We start from the raw sequence: 15,217 nt of genomic DNA on the forward strand, positions 1-15,217 counted from the left end.
AGGCGGTAGGAATTTCACCTACAAGGTCATAAGAGTTTTCTCAGGTCGAAGTTTTTACTTTCATGTATGACCTGGAAGGCTTGTTACATCTGCTTTTGGGCAGTCTTTGCTAGCCAACGAGTCGCACATAACACCAACGTGAGTAGCCTGCGTGTTGAGCCATCAGAGTTTTCTGCTTATTATTAAGTTTGAGCTTGGTTCTAATGGATTTCATGTTATGTGTGTTTTGTATGCGCAGCAAACAGAGTCTGTTTAATAGTACGCTTTATAACTTATAATATCGTTATTCTTTGATTAAGTCAATACTCTACATAACATACTCTACAGAGCTTTTCAAATGGATTAACCACATCGCGCACCAAAACCTTTGTAGGGACGTTTTGATAAGTAAGATTTTGAACAGATAATAAAACACAGACAAAGTGTAATTTTTCATTACTCTGTAATCTAAATCTATATTTATCAACAATTTTTCATCAATTTTAACGATAAGTTATACCAAATCCAGTTATTGTAGGGTAATTACCTAAATATCCAAATCTCTATTAGACAAAGATTTTGAATTTTTTGAATATCTCCTTAATCAACCAGATTTGGTCTTAAATTAAATACAGTATCTGTTTTGACCCAATGATGAGGATAAAGTCAGGCGAAATACTAATAAATTTACTTGCCAAAGCTCACCGTATCTCTCAACTTTGCTGTTCTCGAAACTCGTAAAAACCTCAGTCGCTTACAGATTTAGCTAATTTATAATTAACAAAAATCCCTACGCTCCCTTATTAAGAAAGCGCGGGAATTCTCACTATTTCAATTAAAAAACTAACTCAACCCTACCAACTTTGAACTTAATTCCCAAAGCTTAATCGCTTTATCATCATCACTCGCCTCATCAGAAACTTCTTGCACAAAAGACTGACGATCTTTCTTCTGTCGATTTCCCCAACTCCAATACATTCCAGACTCCTTATACTCAGAATCTTTAACTAAAGCAGCAACCCTTTCTCCTGCCAAATCTTGAGAAACATATCCCCCAGTAATATTTTTCTGGAATAGCGGGAAAATTTTCTGGAATAAAGGATAATGATTTCGGAATAGAGGCGTATCTGCCACACATCCAGGATACAGAGAACTAAATACAATCCCTGTTGACTCGTGATAACGCCGATGTAACTCCCGCATCGTCAATACATTACAGAGTTTACTATCTTTATAAGCCTTTCCAGACTTAAACTTTTTGCCATTAATCATAGAAATAGGAGCTTTGAAACCTGCTTCAAAACCCTGAAGATTTCCCAAATCTGGAGGTGCTGGAATTGGAATCTTTCCTCCCAACTCTTTCGGATTAGCTGTCACAGTTCCCAAAATCACCAATCTTTTATCCGCAGCAGGAGACTGTTTCAAATCCTCTAACATAATGTTACATAGGAGAAAATGTCCAAGATGATTTGTCGCCACACTCAATTCATACCCATCTGCACTACGCATCGGTTCTTTTAATAGAGGCAAATATACCGCAGCGTTACATACCAAAGCTTCTAGAGACCTACCGCTTTCTCTGAAAGTATTAACAAACCGTCGTACACTATCTAGACTAGCCAAATCTAGGTGCATCACAGTGTAGCTATCTTTTGCCATTCCTACTTCTTGGGCAACTTTTTCTGCTTTCGAGAGGTCTCGACAAGCCATCACTACATACCATTGACCTGTTTTTGCTAAAGCTTTGGCAGCGTGTAAACCCACCCCTGACGATGCACCTGTGATTATTACTGTTGATTTATGATTTTGTTCCATTCTCAATGAGATTTTGTAAAATTCAATTGACTAATCTCATGATTTTACAACAGTCTTGACCAAATCAAAAGTCTAGTGTGAATTACTATACCGTTTCACGGAAGTCAAAAGTCAAAAGTCAAAAGTCAAAAGCAGGATTTTATAGAGCTACAAGACTTTGACTATACAGTAATTTCAGGAAATTATTTCACATTTAAAGTTGGAAACTATTTGTGACATCTTTGAAATAGAATAAATTAAACATCTCCTCCAAAACAGGGAACAGGGAACAGGGAACAGGGAACCCACCCCTAACCCCTCCGGTGGAGGGGAGTAATTGATAATTTATGGATAATAATTGATTTTATTTTTGATTTTTACCAGATGTCTATTTATTTTACAGAATTACCCAAATAAACCCAGTTGCTACTAGGAGAAATTGTGGTTTTAACGATAGATATTTAGGAAAAAATTGAGTTTCTAGGTTCCTGTAAGTAAGTCATTTAAAGTCAATTCTTAAAAAAATAAAAAGATGTAATTTTAAATACAAATTATCAAATTTAGACTCTGATTATAGCATTAATAGGAATAATTCTCTGATTGTAAACTTTAATCACAAGGCTCAAGTGTTTTTACCCTGCTGATGATAATTTTAAGAATGTAAATTAACTGACACAGGAGCAAGTTATGGCAATCATTGAAAAGCACCAACACATCTACGGTGGCGTCTGGGAAAGCGGTGAAATACGGTTCGGGGAAGGTTTTAAGAGCCGGAAAATTAAGGAAGGAACCTATGTAATAGAATTTGCGCAGCCGTTTGCCAAAATACCAGCACCAGTTTGTACCATTAATGGATATGAGTGGAAGACATTTGACAAATCAGTTGCCGTTATTGAGATTTGGGAAGGTGGCTTTATCTGCACTACTTCAAGCCCTAAAATGCCTATGGATTGTGCTTTCACATTTATTGTTTTTGGTGATGTCTAAACAATAGTTTTAACCCTCGCCAAAAATGTTAACAGCATATTAATTAACCTACCCTATTCTATTAGGTTGATAACTGTTGACTCAAATCTTATAAAAGTCGGACATATAGTACATTAAGCCGTTTAAACATTGCTGATATCCTCAGCAATAAAAAATAAGCTGTTTTAATTTTCTACAGTTGATTTCAAACGGTACTGTAAATCTAACAGGAGTCAGTAATGGCAATTTTCAAAGATTCAGCGGGAAAAGCAACCCAGCACGTCTATGGTGTTATTAGTCAAGACGCTAAGATCCTCTCTGGTGAAGGCTTCCAAGTCAGAAAAATTTGGCAAGGAACCTATATAATAGAATTTGACCAGCCTTTTGCAGACACCCCAGCAGCAATTTGTACAATTTATGGAAATGAATGGCATACATTTGACAAGTCTGTCGCTATTGTTGAGGCTGATTCACGTTACTTCGTTCCCGTGACTTCATCAATGGATAGACCTGAAGATTGTGCTTTCACGTTTATTGCTTTTGGTCATATCTAAAACTTTCATATTCTCTCCTCCCTATCAAGGATACATCAATGGGTGCAAGCATTTTACCACGAGGGAATGAAATATTTGAAAAATTATGGCGAGCTTTTTCAGATAACAGTGAATAATTGCTGTATTTAAAGCTCTGTAATATTAAAATTTAGCCCCAGACTTTTAGTTTGAGGGCTTTTTAGGCTTGGGGAACATCTGTAGCCGTTAATCCAATTTAGAGGTTGACTAACGTAGAAGAATTAGAACAGGACTTACGCATAACCACCATATATAGTAGGGATTAACGGCCGTTAACCCCTACAGATGTATAGTTCCATCTTTTGCGTAACTCCTGTAAAAAATAATTTAATACCAAGCGTGAAAAAAGAATGTTACGAATAGTAAGACGAATAAAAAGACAAATGCAGGATATGTCCTTTGACAAAAAGAATGATTTATGACCTGAAAAATGGTATTGAAGCTATTATAGCAGTTTTCATTAACATAGAGTACAGAGATTTTGGCTTAAAGGCAGAAGGCAGCTATGCTGAGGGCAGAAGTTTTGTAGTCTACCTTTGTGAAAACTGCTATAATTCTGACTCCTGACTCCTGACTCCTAAGAAATATCCTAACTATTTGTAGCAAAGATTTATCAATTTGGTATAAGACAGTATCTTTTGATAACCAAATTTGGTACTATATCGCAAAACAAATTAATCTAAACTATTCTTTAAGTTACTTTAAATCTAGCAGGAGTCAATAATGACAATTATCAAAGATTCAGTGGGAAAAGAAATCCAACACATCTATGGTGCTGTTCATCTAGACGGTAACATTATGTTTGGTGAAGGGTTCCGTTCCCGCAGAATTTGGCAAGGAACCTATTTAATAGAGTTCGAGCGTCCTTTTGTTAAAGAACCAGCCCCAGTTTGTACCATTCAAGGACCTGAATGGAAGACATTTAATATGTCAGTTGCCATTGTTGAGATTATGCCATATCACTTCGTTGCTGTGACTTCATCACCTGACAAACCTGATGATTGTGGCTTCACGTTGATCGCCTTTGGTGAAATTTAACGAACTCAGGAGTCAGAAGTCAGATAGGGGAGCCGTCGGATTGGCGACGTACAGAAGTTTTTTTGGTAACAGGGATTAGAGCAACCCTGTAAAAACATTTTGCCAATCAAGGCGGGGTGGCGCGACCCAATTATTTTGATAAATAAGATTTTTGAGATGGCAGTGAATATAGCGCTAGACTTTATAGTTTGAGAGATTTTTGCCTATTTTACTATATACTTGGGTAAGATTTCAGCTTCTGTTTCTACTCCCTTTGATAAGGATATTAAACCTTGAAACCTTATACTAAGTAGAAAAACTTAAAACACCAATAATATAAAACAATGAAACGAAGAAAACTTATCAACCACATTGCAACTGCTACAAGTGTCGCAACTTTGGCAGCTTGTAGTCAAACCACCACTGAAACTACCTCTACCGACGATAGCTTACCCTCTATCAAATGGAGAATGACCACAAGTTGGCCTCGCTCCCTAGATACAATTTTTGGTGGGGCACAAACAGTCTGCGATCGCGTCGCAGCTATGACTAATGGCAGATTTACCATTACTCCTTATCAAGCTGGTGAAATAGTCGGAGGGTTGGAAGTTTTAGATGCTGTCCAACAAGGTACGGTACAATGTGGCCATAGTGCTAGTTTCTATTACGTTGGCAAAAATTCAGCTCTCGCCTTTGGCACAACTGTCCCCTTTGGTTTAACTGCCCAACAACAGAATGCTTGGTATTATCATGGTGGGGGATTAGAAATAATGCACAAGCTTTACTCCGACTTTAATATTATTAGTTTCCCTGCTGGTAATACTGGGGTGCAGATGGGAGGTTGGTTTAGACGAGAAATAAACACAGTTAACGATCTAAATGGTTTAACCATGCGCATCCCTGGTTTTGGTGGGGAGGTAATGAAAAAATTAGGTGTAAATGCTCAAGTATTGCCTGGTGGTGAAATTTATCTAGCTTTGGAGAGAGGTGCTCTTGATGCTGCGGAGTGGGTAGGTCCTTATGATGACCAAAAATTAGGCTTACATCAGGCTGCAAAATATTATTATTATCCTAGTTGGTGGGAACCTGGTTCGACTTTAGATGTATTGGTTAATTTAGATGCTTGGAATAAGTTGCCAAAAGAATATCAGGAAACTTTTAAGACTGCTGCATATCAAGCAAATATAAGTATGCTCGCCCAATATGATGCTTTAAACGGAGCAGCATTGGCAGAATTGATAGCAGGTGGTACTGAATTACGCCCCTATAGTCAAGAAATTTTACAAGCAGCACAGAAAGCAACTTTTGAATTTTACGAAGAGAAAGCTAGTCAAGATGCAACTTTTAAAGAAGTCTACGAACAGTGGAAAAAGTTCCGAGAACAGATTTATCAATGGAATGCTATTAATGAATTGAGTTTTGCTCAGTTTGCCTTCAATAATTCCCCAAGCTGAATCTGAAGAGAGGGGAGAGGGGGGAGAGGGGGAAGAGGGAGAGGTTGCTGTGACTAAATTTGAGAAGAGCGAGAATGTCCTAACTGCTCTGGTGGTTCCTATAAATAAATAACACATAAATAAATAATGAAACGTCGAAACCTAATTAGTTATGCTACTGCTGCTACTACCAGTGCAGTTGCTTTACCTGCATTGAGTCAAACCGAACCCCAACAGATAAAATGGAGAATGACCACGAGTTGGCCGAAATCTCTAGATACTTTGTTTGGTGGAGTGCAGAAAGTTTGCGATCGCGTAGCAGCTCTGACCAATGGCAGATTTACTATTACTCCCTATCAAGCTGGTGAAATAGTGGGAGGGTTGGAAGTTTTGGATGCTGTGCAACAGGGAACTGTAGAGTGTGGTCATACTTCTAGTTATTACTATAAAGGCAAAAATCCTGCTCTAGTGTTTGCTACTTCTGTTCCTTTTGGCTTGACTGCCCAACAACAAAATGCTTGGCTATATCATGGTGGGGGTCTAGAAGCTATCCAAAATGTTTATGCTCAGTTTAATATCATCAACTTTCCTGCTGGTAATACTGGAGCGCAAATGGGTGGTTGGTTTAAGCGAGAAATTAATACTGTAGCCGATCTTAATGGTTTAAAGATGCGTATTCCTGGTTTGGGGGGTGATGTGATGAGCAAGTTGGGAGTAAATGTTCAGGTGTTACCTGGTGGGGAAGTTTATCTGGCTTTGGAGCGAGGAGCTATTGATGCGGCTGAATTTAACGGACCTTATGATGATGAAAAGTTGGGTTTATATAAAGCAGCAAAATACTATTATTATCCTGGCTGGTGGGAACCAGGTCCAACTCTAGATTTCTTGGTTAATTTGGATGCTTGGAACAAGTTACCAAAGGAATATCAGGAAATTTTTCAGACTGCTGCTGATGAAACTAATTTGAATATGTTAGCTCAATATGATGTTTTGAATGGTGAAGCGTTGCCAAGATTGATTAAAAAAGGTGTTCAGCTAAGAGCTTTTAGCCCAGAAATTATGGAAGCGGCTCAGAAAGCAGCTTTTGAGATTTATGAGGAAAATGCTAGTAAAAATGGGAGTTTTAAAGAAGTTTATCAACAGTGGAAAAAATTTCAAGAGCAGATTTTTAATTGGAATAAAGTTAATGAGTTAAGTTTTTCTCAGTTTTCGTTTAATAATCCAAAGTAAATTGAGAATTTAGAATTCGCACAACGGAAATGTTTTTCCCACTTTTCCCTGTCGCCTATTTCCTATTCCCTACCCAAGTCCGCAGCGACTGGAACGGAGTGGAAGGAAGCAATCTCGTGACACCCCTGAGATTGCTTCCTCTCGTCGCAATGACGACTTGCCAAAGTGAATTGAGAATTGAGAATTTCGTACAACGGAAGTATTTTTCCCACTGTTCCCTATTCCCTTTTCCCTGTTCCCTAATAACACATAAATAATGAAACGTCGAAACCTAATTAGTTCTGCTACTGCTGCTGGTACAAGTGCAGTTGCTTTACCTGCGTTGAGTCAAACTGAACCACAACAGATAAAATGGAGAATGACCACGAGTTGGCCAAAATCTCTTGATAGTGTGTTTGGTGGAGTGCAGAGGATTTGCGATCGCGTGGCAGCCATGACTAATGGCAGATTTACTATTACCCCCTATCAAGCGGGTGAAATAGTCGGAGGTTTAGAAGTTCTGGATGCTGTACAACAAGGTACTGTAGAATGTGGTCATACTGCTAGTTCTTACTACAAAGGCAAAAATCCTACCCTTGTATTTGCAACTACTCTTCCATTTGGTTTGACTGCCCAACAACAGAATGCCTGGCTATATCATGGTGGGGGTCTCGAAGCGATGCAAAAAGTTTATGCTGATTTTAACATTATTAACTTCCCTGCGGGTAACTCAGGGGTACAAATGGGTGGTTGGTTTAAGCAGGAAATTAATACTTTGGCTGACCTCAATGGTTTAAGGATGCGTATTCCTGGTTTAGGAGGGGATGTAATGAACAAGTTGGGAGTAAATGTGCAAGTGTTACCCGGTGGGGAAATTTATTTAGCTTTAGAAAGAGGAGCTATTGATGCTACTAAATGGACAGGGCCTTATGATGATGAGAAGTTAGGTTTTTATAGGGCTGCAAAATATTATTATTATCCTGGTTGGTGGGAACCAGGTGCGACTGTAGATGTATTGATTAATTTGGATGCTTGGAATAAGTTATCAACAGAATATCAGGAAATTTTTCAGACTGCTGCTTATGAAACTAATTTGAATATGTTAGCTCAATATGATGTTTTGAATAGTGAAGCGTTGCCAAGATTGATTGAAAAGGGTGTTCAGTTCAAGGCTTTTAGTTCAGAAATTATGGAAGCTGCTCAGAAAGCTGCTCTTGAGGTTTATGAGGAAAATTCTAGTAAAGATGGTAGTTTTAAGGAGGTTTATCAACAGTGGAAAAAATTTAGAGAGCAAGTTTTTAATTGGAATAAAATTAATGAGTTAAGTTTTTCTCAGTTTTCGTTTAATAATCCAAAGTAAATTGAGAATTTAGAATTCGCACAAAGGAAATGTTTTCCCACTATTCCCTGTTCCCTGTTCCCTATTCCCTACCCAAGTCATTGCGACTGGAACGGAGTGGAAGGTTTGCGGAGCATTCCGGAACGGATAGCAATCTCAGGGATGCCACGAGATTGCTTCCTCTCGTCGCAATGACGAATTTTCCAAGTGAATTGAGAATTTAGAATTCGCACAACGGAAATGTTTTTCCCACCCTATTCCCTATTCCCTGTTCCCTACCCAAGTCATTGCGACTGGAACGGAGTGGAAGGAAACAATCTCAGGGGTGTCACGAGATTGCTTCCTCTCGTCGCAATGACGACTTTTCCAAGTGAATTTAGAATTCAGAATTTAGAATTCGTACAACGGAAATGTTTTTCCCACTATTCCCTATTCCCTAATAACACATAAAAAAAAATGAAACGTCGAAACCTAATTAGTTACACTACTGCTGCTGCCAGCAGTGCAGTTGCTTTACCTGCATTGAGTCAAACCCAACCCCAACAGATAAAATGGAGAATGGCAACGAGTTGGCCGAAATCTCTCGATACTTTGTTTGGTGGAGCGCAGCGGATTTGCGATCGCATAGCAGCTTTGACTAATGGCAGATTTACTATTACTCCCTATCAAGCTGGTGAAATAGTTGGAGGATTGGAAGTTTTAGATGCTGTACAACAAGGCACCATACAATGTGGTCATACTGTTACTTCTTACTATAAAGGCAAAAGTCCTGCTATGGTTTTTGCAACTTCTGTTCCATTTGGTTTGACTGCCCAACAGCAGAATGCGTGGCTATATCATGGAGGTGGTCTAGAAGCTATACAAAAATTTTATGCTGATTTTAACATTATTAACTTCCCTGGTGGTAATACGGGTGCGCAAATGGGTGGTTGGTTTAGGAAAGAAATTAATACTGTAGCCGATCTTAATGGCTTAAAGATGCGCGTTTCTGGTTTGGGAGGGGATGTGATGAATAAATTGGGAGTAAATGTGCAGATGTTACCTGGTGGGGAGGTTTATCTGGCTTTGGAAAGAGGTGTGATTGATGCTGCTGAATTTACTGGGCCTTACGATGATGATAAGTTGGGTTTATATAAGGCAGCAAAATACTATTATTATCCTGGTTGGTGGGAACCAAGTGGAACTTTAGATGTATTGGTTAATTTGGATGCTTGGAACAAGTTACCAAAGGAATATCAGGAAATTTTTCAGACTGCTGCTTATGAAGCTAATTTGAATATGTTAGCTCAATATGATTTTTTGAATGGTGAAGCGTTGCCAAGATTGATTGAAAAAGGTGTTCAATTGAGGGTTTTTAGTCCAGAAATCATGAAGGCTGCTCAGAAAGCTACTTTTGATATTTATGAGGAAAATGCTAGTAAAGATGGGAGTTTTAAGGAGGTTTATCAACAGTGGAAAAAATTTAGAGACCAAGTTTTTAATTGGAATAAAATTAATGAGTTAAGTTTTTCTCAGTTTTCTTTTCTTGGAAGTACAGATATTAACAATTAAATGAATGCAAGTCCGGGAATCTTGCCCGCTATGGATGTACCTTATACCAATTCACTATCTTACTTTTGACTTATAACTTATAATACCAAGCGTGAAAAAAGAATGTTACGAATAGTAAGAGCGATAATATCAAATCCGGTTTATATAGTTGGGAGTAGGGGACCAACCCCTAGCCCCTCCCAGGAGGGGAGTAGGGGAGTAGGGGAGTAGGGGAAATGAAAGGCTTGAACAGGACTTATATCATGTCCGGATAATTAGTGATAAAAAAACTTTCTCCTTCAACTCCAGTTGTTCTTCTTTCTTCCCTCTTTCCTCTTTCCTCCTGACTCCTGACTCCTGACTCCTCCCTAGTTATTTATTTATCACTGTTTAACCGGACATGATATTACTCACGCATATCAAATCAGACACCATATGTAGGGGGAAATGGCATTCGCACCTACTACATAAGGTAGTTCTGCGTAAGTACTGTTGAAGTAATTTAATAAATTATAAACAGATATTATATAACCGAATTCTATGTGCAATTAACCTGATTTGATATAAAAAGACTTTATAGGAAATGTCCCTTTGAGTAAAAAGATAGTTTACGCCCTAAACAATGGTATTAAAGACATTCATTATGACTCCTGACTCCTGACTTCCCCTCCACGGTCGGGGGAGGGGCGAGGGGTGGGTTGACTCCTAAGAAATACCCTAGATATTTGTAGCTAATATTTATCAATTTGGTATAACTTATAACTTATAACTTTTGACTTTTGATTTATAATTTATAATTTTCCTACTGCCTATTGTTGAGGTAAACTTTGCTCTGGAAATACTAATTTTGCCTGTAAATAATGTTCCAAAGATTTAATTAAATTATGGGTATAATTTCCATAGCAGCGAGTCTGATAAATTACAGCTAGATTGTGATTAACTATTGCCCATTCATAGGGAAAATCATCAAAATTAAATACTTCCAAAGCTAACTCACAGCAAGCTAAAGCAATTTCTAAATTAACATCAGAATCTCCATCTGGTAGTGCCCAAATAATCCTACTAAAATTTACTAATGCACTAGCAATTTTAGTAGCTCTATTTTGACAAATGTGAGGAAAAACTTGCTTTGTCCACTTGCGTAAAATATATATTAAATGAGGTTCTAATAAATCAATATTTTCTACAACTAGAGGGTAAATTTTTTCAGGATTGCCTTCACTTTCCCAAGTTACTTGCAACGCTTCTAACAAAAATAACAAAGTTTCATTATTAGAGTTAGAGATAGTTAAATCAGGAATGGTAATTTTAGCTTCTAACCAAGCAGCAAAATTCTGAGAATATGATAGATTTTTATCTAAAACTATATAGATAGGAAAGTATGGTGTCATGAACTGATATTTACTTAATTTTGCTTTAATTGGCTGTGGTTGAAAGTTAATCATTTTTAATGTTTTTGTGCCTCTATTGTGAGCCTAATTACATTCTATTTTCCCATTCTAGAGAGCAGCTTTCCGGATCGTATTCAATTATTTTTATAGATTTACTAGAACTTAAATGAATAATCTAGGGTAGTTAATTATTTTTATATAGTTTAGTTGAGATTATTATAGTTATGTGGTGTAATATCAAATCCGGTAGCATCGGTGTAATAAGATAGTGAATCAGAATTCAGAATTTCCTAGGGAATGCTTCCCTACGGGATGCTACGCAAACGCAAACAGAATCCAGAATTCAGAAGGGAAGAGAACTCAGAATTCTTTCCGCTCTGGGTGAAGATGGAATATTTTTTTATACCGAATTAAACGGGTTTGATATAGCGCTGTGCGCAGGGAACAGGGAACAGGGAACAGGGAACAGGGAACAGGGGGAATAAATTGCCGTTTGCGCAAGCATTCCGTAGGAATCAGATAAGACTTCTAGCTCTTTTGCCCCTACTACAATTTGTAAATATACCAGCGCTCATTGCTATATAATAAGGTAAGCATCCAGCCGTCAGCCAGCCTCCTATGGTCGGAACTGCGGACTTCAGCTATCAGCTATTGTTTTTGGTTTTAAATAACAGTTTTATTAATTAACGCCAAATTAGAGCTTACTACAAAAGCTGAGTCTTATTGCTGTTTGCGTAGCATCCTGCAGGGAAGAGCTGACAGCTAATAGCTGAATCGTTACATAATAAGATTGCAAATCAGGTTTTAATTATTAAAGTTGATAGAGACTATCTCAGTTTTATAAAAAATTCTATAGCTACACTCTTTTTCTCCTGTTGCCGATGATCAGCATTAAACCAAGATATCTTATTTCTTTGAACCCTACTCCCTACTCTGTACGGATGTTGCATAAGGGCGTCCCTAGACCTCTTGCAAAAGTTTTAGTTAAATCAATTTAAGATATAAAATCAACAATTTCATCTTCCTACTCCCTATTCCCTACTCACTATTCCCTGACTTCTGCAAGAAGTCTTTACCAGAAAATTGGGTTTAAAGCCTCCCCCTTTTAGGGCGACTTTTAAATTGGTTTTTCTTCAGTAAATATGTTATCATGTTGTTAGTTTAAAAGTCAGGTTATGAAAGCTAGATTTAAGTATCGTATCTATCCAAAACCGGGACAAAAATACCGATTAGCCAAGCTATTTGGTTCGGTCCGTGTGGTTTGGAATGATAGTCTAGCTTGCTGCCAAGAAAAGTATCAATTAGGAGAGAAGAAACCCACTAACTCCGAGCTACAAAAACAGTTGATCACTCAATCGAAAAACACTGAAGACAGAGAATGGTTATCAGAAGTTTCTGCTATACCATTGCAGCAATCTTTAAATGATTTAAACCAGGGTTATCAAAACTTTTTCAAATCGACTAAAGGTCAGAGAAAAGGTAGAGCTATTCAACCTCCTAAATTTAAAAGTAAAAAGTCACGCGCAAACTGCTAGGTTGACAAAGGGAGGGTTTAAAATTGGTCAACACAAAGTTTATTTAGCCAAAATAGGAAAACTGAAAATTGTGTGGTCAAGGGAACTATCTGCTGCTCCATCATCAGTAACAGTAATTAAAGATTCAGCCAATAGATATTTTCTGAGTTTTGTAGTAGAAATACAACCGGAAATCTTACCTGAAACTGATAATTCAGTAGGTATAGATTTAGGAATTTCTACCTTTGCTACATTTAGCGATGGTACAAAAGTTGATGCTCCTAAACCCCTCAAAAAACGAATTAAGAAGTTAAGAAAGTTAAGTAAGTCATTATCTCATAAAACTAAAGGCTCTAAAAGGTATGAAAAAGCCAGGATTAGAGTGGCTAAATTCCATGGCAAACTGAAAGATACAAGAACTGATTTTCTGCATAAATTATCCACTAAAATAATTCGTGAAAACCAAACAGTTGTTTTAGAAGATTTAAACGTTTCTGGTATGGTGAAAAAGCGGTGCGACCCCGCGACGACGCCAGCTCGCTTGCGGAATGCGCACCAAGAGACCGTAAATTATCTAGAGCAATTTCAGATTTAGGCTGGAGAACATTCAGGACTTTTTTAGAAGGAAAAGCAGAAAAATATGGTCGTGATTTGAGAGTAATTAGTCGTTGGGAACCCACATCTCAAACTTGCTCTAGCTGTGGATTCAAAGGTGGGAAGCTAGACCTTCAGGTGCGAGAATGGGAGTGTCTCAACTGCGGTGCAAAGCATGATAGAGACGGAAATGCAGCAATAAATATATTAGTCGCGGGCGGGCAGTCCGAGACTTTAAACGGACGTGGAGGCAAGTGTAAGACTACTGCCAAAGTAGCAGCAGCCAGTGTTAGCGGAGCTTTGCGCCAGCAAAACGTCAACCCGCAGAGGAGTTACGGCTCGGTAGGAATCCCCGCGTCTTTAGGCCGGGGAGGATGTCAATAAAAATGCAGCACATTCGACATGAGCAGTTTGAGGAAAAAAGTCTGCAGGTTGTACTTTACTCAACTCATACTTACCTGTAGAACATAGAAATTTCAGATCGCGAGCCAAAGTAGCAGGTTTACAACTAATATAGACTATACGTTCAGGTAGAATTTCTAAAAGAGTTTCTAAAACAGAGCGATCGCAACCTTTTCTTGGCGGGTCTAACAAAACCACATCAGGCTTTACCTCCAACTCAGGTAGTAAATCTTCAACTTTTCCAGCATAAAAACTTACATTTGTCAAGTGATTAGTTTCAGCATTCAACTGAGCCTGTTTTATAGCCATCGCTTGAACTTCTATACCAATGACCATACTCTTCCTAGTCCCCTGTAACAACTCCTCACCCGCTATTTCCATAGAGTCGCGACCAGGAACACCCACTTGCTGCAAATATTTTGCTATAGGTAAAGCGAAAGTACCGATGCCACAATAAGCATCAACAATAATCTCCGGTCCGTTCAAAGCCAACTCTTTAATTACTACCTCTATTAATTTTTCCGCAGTCTTTGTATTTACCTGAAAAAAAGTATCGGGGGTCAATTGAAATTTTAAACCACTAAACTCTTCGTACAGATACAACCGACCAGCAACACAAACAGTCTGTTGACCAAAAATAGTATTTGTTGCCTTGGAGTTGTAGTTCACACAAACACCCACTAACCGAGAATAATCTTCCAGCCATTTTTGTGCTTGAACTTCAATACCTGGTAATAACTCTTTTGTTTTTCCCTCCTCTCCATTTATAACCAAAGTCAACAATATTTCCCCTGTATTGTTACCTATCCTCAAAGATAAATGGCGTAAGATACCTGTATGTGTCTGTTCATCATATATTTTCCAGCCTTGCCTAGTAATATCCTGTTTTACTTCTTTGAGAAAAGGGTTCAAACGTTCGTCTTGAATAGGACATTGATTCAGATTAATTACTTTATGACTACCTTTTTGATAATAGCCAGCTTTAACTTGACCTGTAGTAGAAATACTTAAAGGATATGTAGCTTTGTTCCGATATCCAAAAGCCGCTGGAGATGCTAGAGTTGTATCTACTGCTGATAATGTTAGCCCTCCTATTCTCTTTAAAGCTTGAATAACTTGATTTTGTTTCGCTTGGAGCTGATATTCATAACTAATATGCTGCCATTGACAACCACCGCATTTATCTGCAACTATACAATAGGGTTTTATACGATATTTGGACGTTTCTAGAAGTTGGTGTAATTTCCCATAAGCATACTTTGGTTTGACTGCTGTTAGACGAGTAAGTAGGCGATCGCCCGGAACTGTATCAGGCACAAATATGACTTTTTGACCGTAGCGACCCACTCCATCACCGCTATCTGTTAAGTCTGTGATAGTTATTTCTACAAGTTGACCTTGTGAACAAGGTAGTTTAGCTAGGTTTTGATTATTGATATTCACTCATTTCTTTTGTTTACAAAATTTATCTAATATT

General features: G+C 38.0%; 14 protein-coding genes. 10 read left to right on the forward strand and 4 right to left on the reverse strand.

Annotation, left to right across the window (positions count from 1 at the left end; translation table 11 throughout):
- Positions 1 to 109: 109 nt before the first annotated feature.
- On the reverse strand, positions 110 to 214 hold the full coding sequence (locus tag F6K18_RS23475) for a helix-turn-helix domain-containing protein (protein WP_287524638.1): 105 nt from the start codon (positions 212 to 214) through the stop codon (positions 110 to 112).
- Between the two features lie 608 nt (positions 215 to 822).
- A complete protein-coding gene (locus tag F6K18_RS23480) occupies positions 823 to 1,794 on the reverse strand; it encodes a protochlorophyllide reductase (protein WP_287524639.1) in 972 nt (323 codons plus the stop codon).
- A gap of 666 nt (positions 1,795 to 2,460) precedes the next feature.
- Between F6K18_RS23480 and F6K18_RS23485 the strand changes: the two genes are divergently transcribed.
- From F6K18_RS23485 to F6K18_RS23515, 7 genes are all read left to right on the forward strand, one after another.
- Complete coding sequence (locus F6K18_RS23485; RefSeq protein ID WP_287524641.1) at positions 2,461 to 2,760, forward strand: hypothetical protein; 300 nt, start codon at positions 2,461 to 2,463, stop codon at positions 2,758 to 2,760.
- Between the two features lie 218 nt (positions 2,761 to 2,978).
- Positions 2,979 to 3,293 (forward strand): hypothetical protein, encoded by a 315-nt coding sequence (locus tag F6K18_RS23490; protein WP_287524644.1) that lies wholly within the window; start codon positions 2,979 to 2,981, stop codon positions 3,291 to 3,293.
- Between the two features lie 741 nt (positions 3,294 to 4,034).
- Positions 4,035 to 4,349 carry a hypothetical protein gene (locus F6K18_RS23495; RefSeq protein ID WP_287524647.1) on the forward strand — a complete coding sequence of 105 codons (315 nt, stop codon included), beginning with the start codon at positions 4,035 to 4,037 and terminating at the stop codon, positions 4,347 to 4,349.
- A 323-nt stretch (positions 4,350 to 4,672) separates the two neighbouring features.
- A complete protein-coding gene (locus F6K18_RS23500; RefSeq protein WP_287524648.1) occupies positions 4,673 to 5,782 on the forward strand; it encodes a TRAP transporter substrate-binding protein in 1,110 nt (369 codons plus the stop codon).
- 126 nt (positions 5,783 to 5,908) lie between these two features.
- Positions 5,909 to 6,991, forward strand: coding sequence for a TRAP transporter substrate-binding protein (locus F6K18_RS23505; RefSeq protein ID WP_287524650.1), 1,083 nt, complete (start codon positions 5,909 to 5,911; stop codon positions 6,989 to 6,991).
- Between the two features lie 256 nt (positions 6,992 to 7,247).
- Entirely contained in the window at positions 7,248 to 8,330 is a 1,083-nt protein-coding gene (locus F6K18_RS23510; RefSeq protein ID WP_287524651.1) for a TRAP transporter substrate-binding protein, read from the forward strand.
- Between the two features lie 435 nt (positions 8,331 to 8,765).
- Positions 8,766 to 9,860 carry a TRAP transporter substrate-binding protein gene (locus F6K18_RS23515; RefSeq protein ID WP_287524653.1) on the forward strand — a complete coding sequence of 365 codons (1,095 nt, stop codon included), beginning with the start codon at positions 8,766 to 8,768 and terminating at the stop codon, positions 9,858 to 9,860.
- 788 nt (positions 9,861 to 10,648) lie between these two features.
- On the opposite strand, the gene F6K18_RS23520 is transcribed toward F6K18_RS23515, so the two are convergent.
- The gene (locus F6K18_RS23520; RefSeq protein WP_287524655.1) at positions 10,649 to 11,284 is read right to left on the reverse strand and encodes a hypothetical protein; all 636 of its coding nucleotides are present in this window, start codon (positions 11,282 to 11,284) and stop codon (positions 10,649 to 10,651) included.
- Positions 11,285 to 12,405: 1,121 nt separating this feature from the next.
- Between F6K18_RS23520 and F6K18_RS23525 the strand changes: the two genes are divergently transcribed.
- The 3 genes from F6K18_RS23525 to F6K18_RS23535 are packed head-to-tail and all read left to right on the forward strand — an operon-like array spanning position 12,406 to position 13,722.
- A complete protein-coding gene (locus F6K18_RS23525) occupies positions 12,406 to 12,765 on the forward strand; it encodes a transposase (protein WP_287524657.1) in 360 nt (119 codons plus the stop codon).
- A gap of 1 nt (position 12,766) precedes the next feature.
- Positions 12,767 to 13,339 (forward strand): transposase, encoded by a 573-nt coding sequence (locus F6K18_RS23530; RefSeq protein ID WP_287524659.1) that lies wholly within the window; start codon positions 12,767 to 12,769, stop codon positions 13,337 to 13,339.
- A gap of 56 nt (positions 13,340 to 13,395) precedes the next feature.
- A complete protein-coding gene (locus tag F6K18_RS23535; RefSeq protein ID WP_287524661.1) occupies positions 13,396 to 13,722 on the forward strand; it encodes a zinc ribbon domain-containing protein in 327 nt (108 codons plus the stop codon).
- Here F6K18_RS23535 and rlmD read toward each other — a convergent pair.
- Positions 13,699 to 15,183, reverse strand: coding sequence for a 23S rRNA (uracil(1939)-C(5))-methyltransferase RlmD (gene rlmD / locus F6K18_RS23540; RefSeq protein ID WP_287524663.1), 1,485 nt, complete (start codon positions 15,181 to 15,183; stop codon positions 13,699 to 13,701). The two genes, F6K18_RS23535 and rlmD, sit on opposite strands and share 24 nt — an antisense overlap.
- Positions 15,184 to 15,217 lie beyond the last annotated feature (34 nt).

Source organism: Okeania sp. SIO2C2 (genome assembly GCF_010692625.1).
Lineage (GTDB): Bacteria > Cyanobacteriota > Cyanobacteriia > Cyanobacteriales > Microcoleaceae > Okeania > Okeania hirsuta.

Excerpts from the sequence above, each read along its gene's own strand:
- F6K18_RS23505 (WP_287524650.1), top strand. The coding sequence starts at position 5,909 with ATGAAACGTCGAAACCTAATTAGTTATGCTACTGCTGCTACTACCAGT.
- F6K18_RS23475 (WP_287524638.1), bottom strand. The coding sequence starts at position 214 with ATGAAATCCATTAGAACCAAGCTCAAACTTAATAATAAGCAGAAAACT.
- F6K18_RS23525 (WP_287524657.1), top strand. The coding sequence starts at position 12,406 with ATGAAAGCTAGATTTAAGTATCGTATCTATCCAAAACCGGGACAAAAA.
- F6K18_RS23510 (WP_287524651.1), top strand. The coding sequence starts at position 7,248 with ATGAAACGTCGAAACCTAATTAGTTCTGCTACTGCTGCTGGTACAAGT.
- F6K18_RS23500 (WP_287524648.1), top strand. The coding sequence starts at position 4,673 with ATGAAACGAAGAAAACTTATCAACCACATTGCAACTGCTACAAGTGTC.
- F6K18_RS23480 (WP_287524639.1), bottom strand. The coding sequence starts at position 1,794 with ATGGAACAAAATCATAAATCAACAGTAATAATCACAGGTGCATCGTCA.
- F6K18_RS23495 (WP_287524647.1), top strand. The coding sequence starts at position 4,035 with ATGACAATTATCAAAGATTCAGTGGGAAAAGAAATCCAACACATCTAT.
- F6K18_RS23515 (WP_287524653.1), top strand. The coding sequence starts at position 8,766 with ATGAAACGTCGAAACCTAATTAGTTACACTACTGCTGCTGCCAGCAGT.
- F6K18_RS23485 (WP_287524641.1), top strand. The coding sequence starts at position 2,461 with ATGGCAATCATTGAAAAGCACCAACACATCTACGGTGGCGTCTGGGAA.
- F6K18_RS23520 (WP_287524655.1), bottom strand. The coding sequence starts at position 11,284 with ATGATTAACTTTCAACCACAGCCAATTAAAGCAAAATTAAGTAAATAT.
- F6K18_RS23490 (WP_287524644.1), top strand. The coding sequence starts at position 2,979 with ATGGCAATTTTCAAAGATTCAGCGGGAAAAGCAACCCAGCACGTCTAT.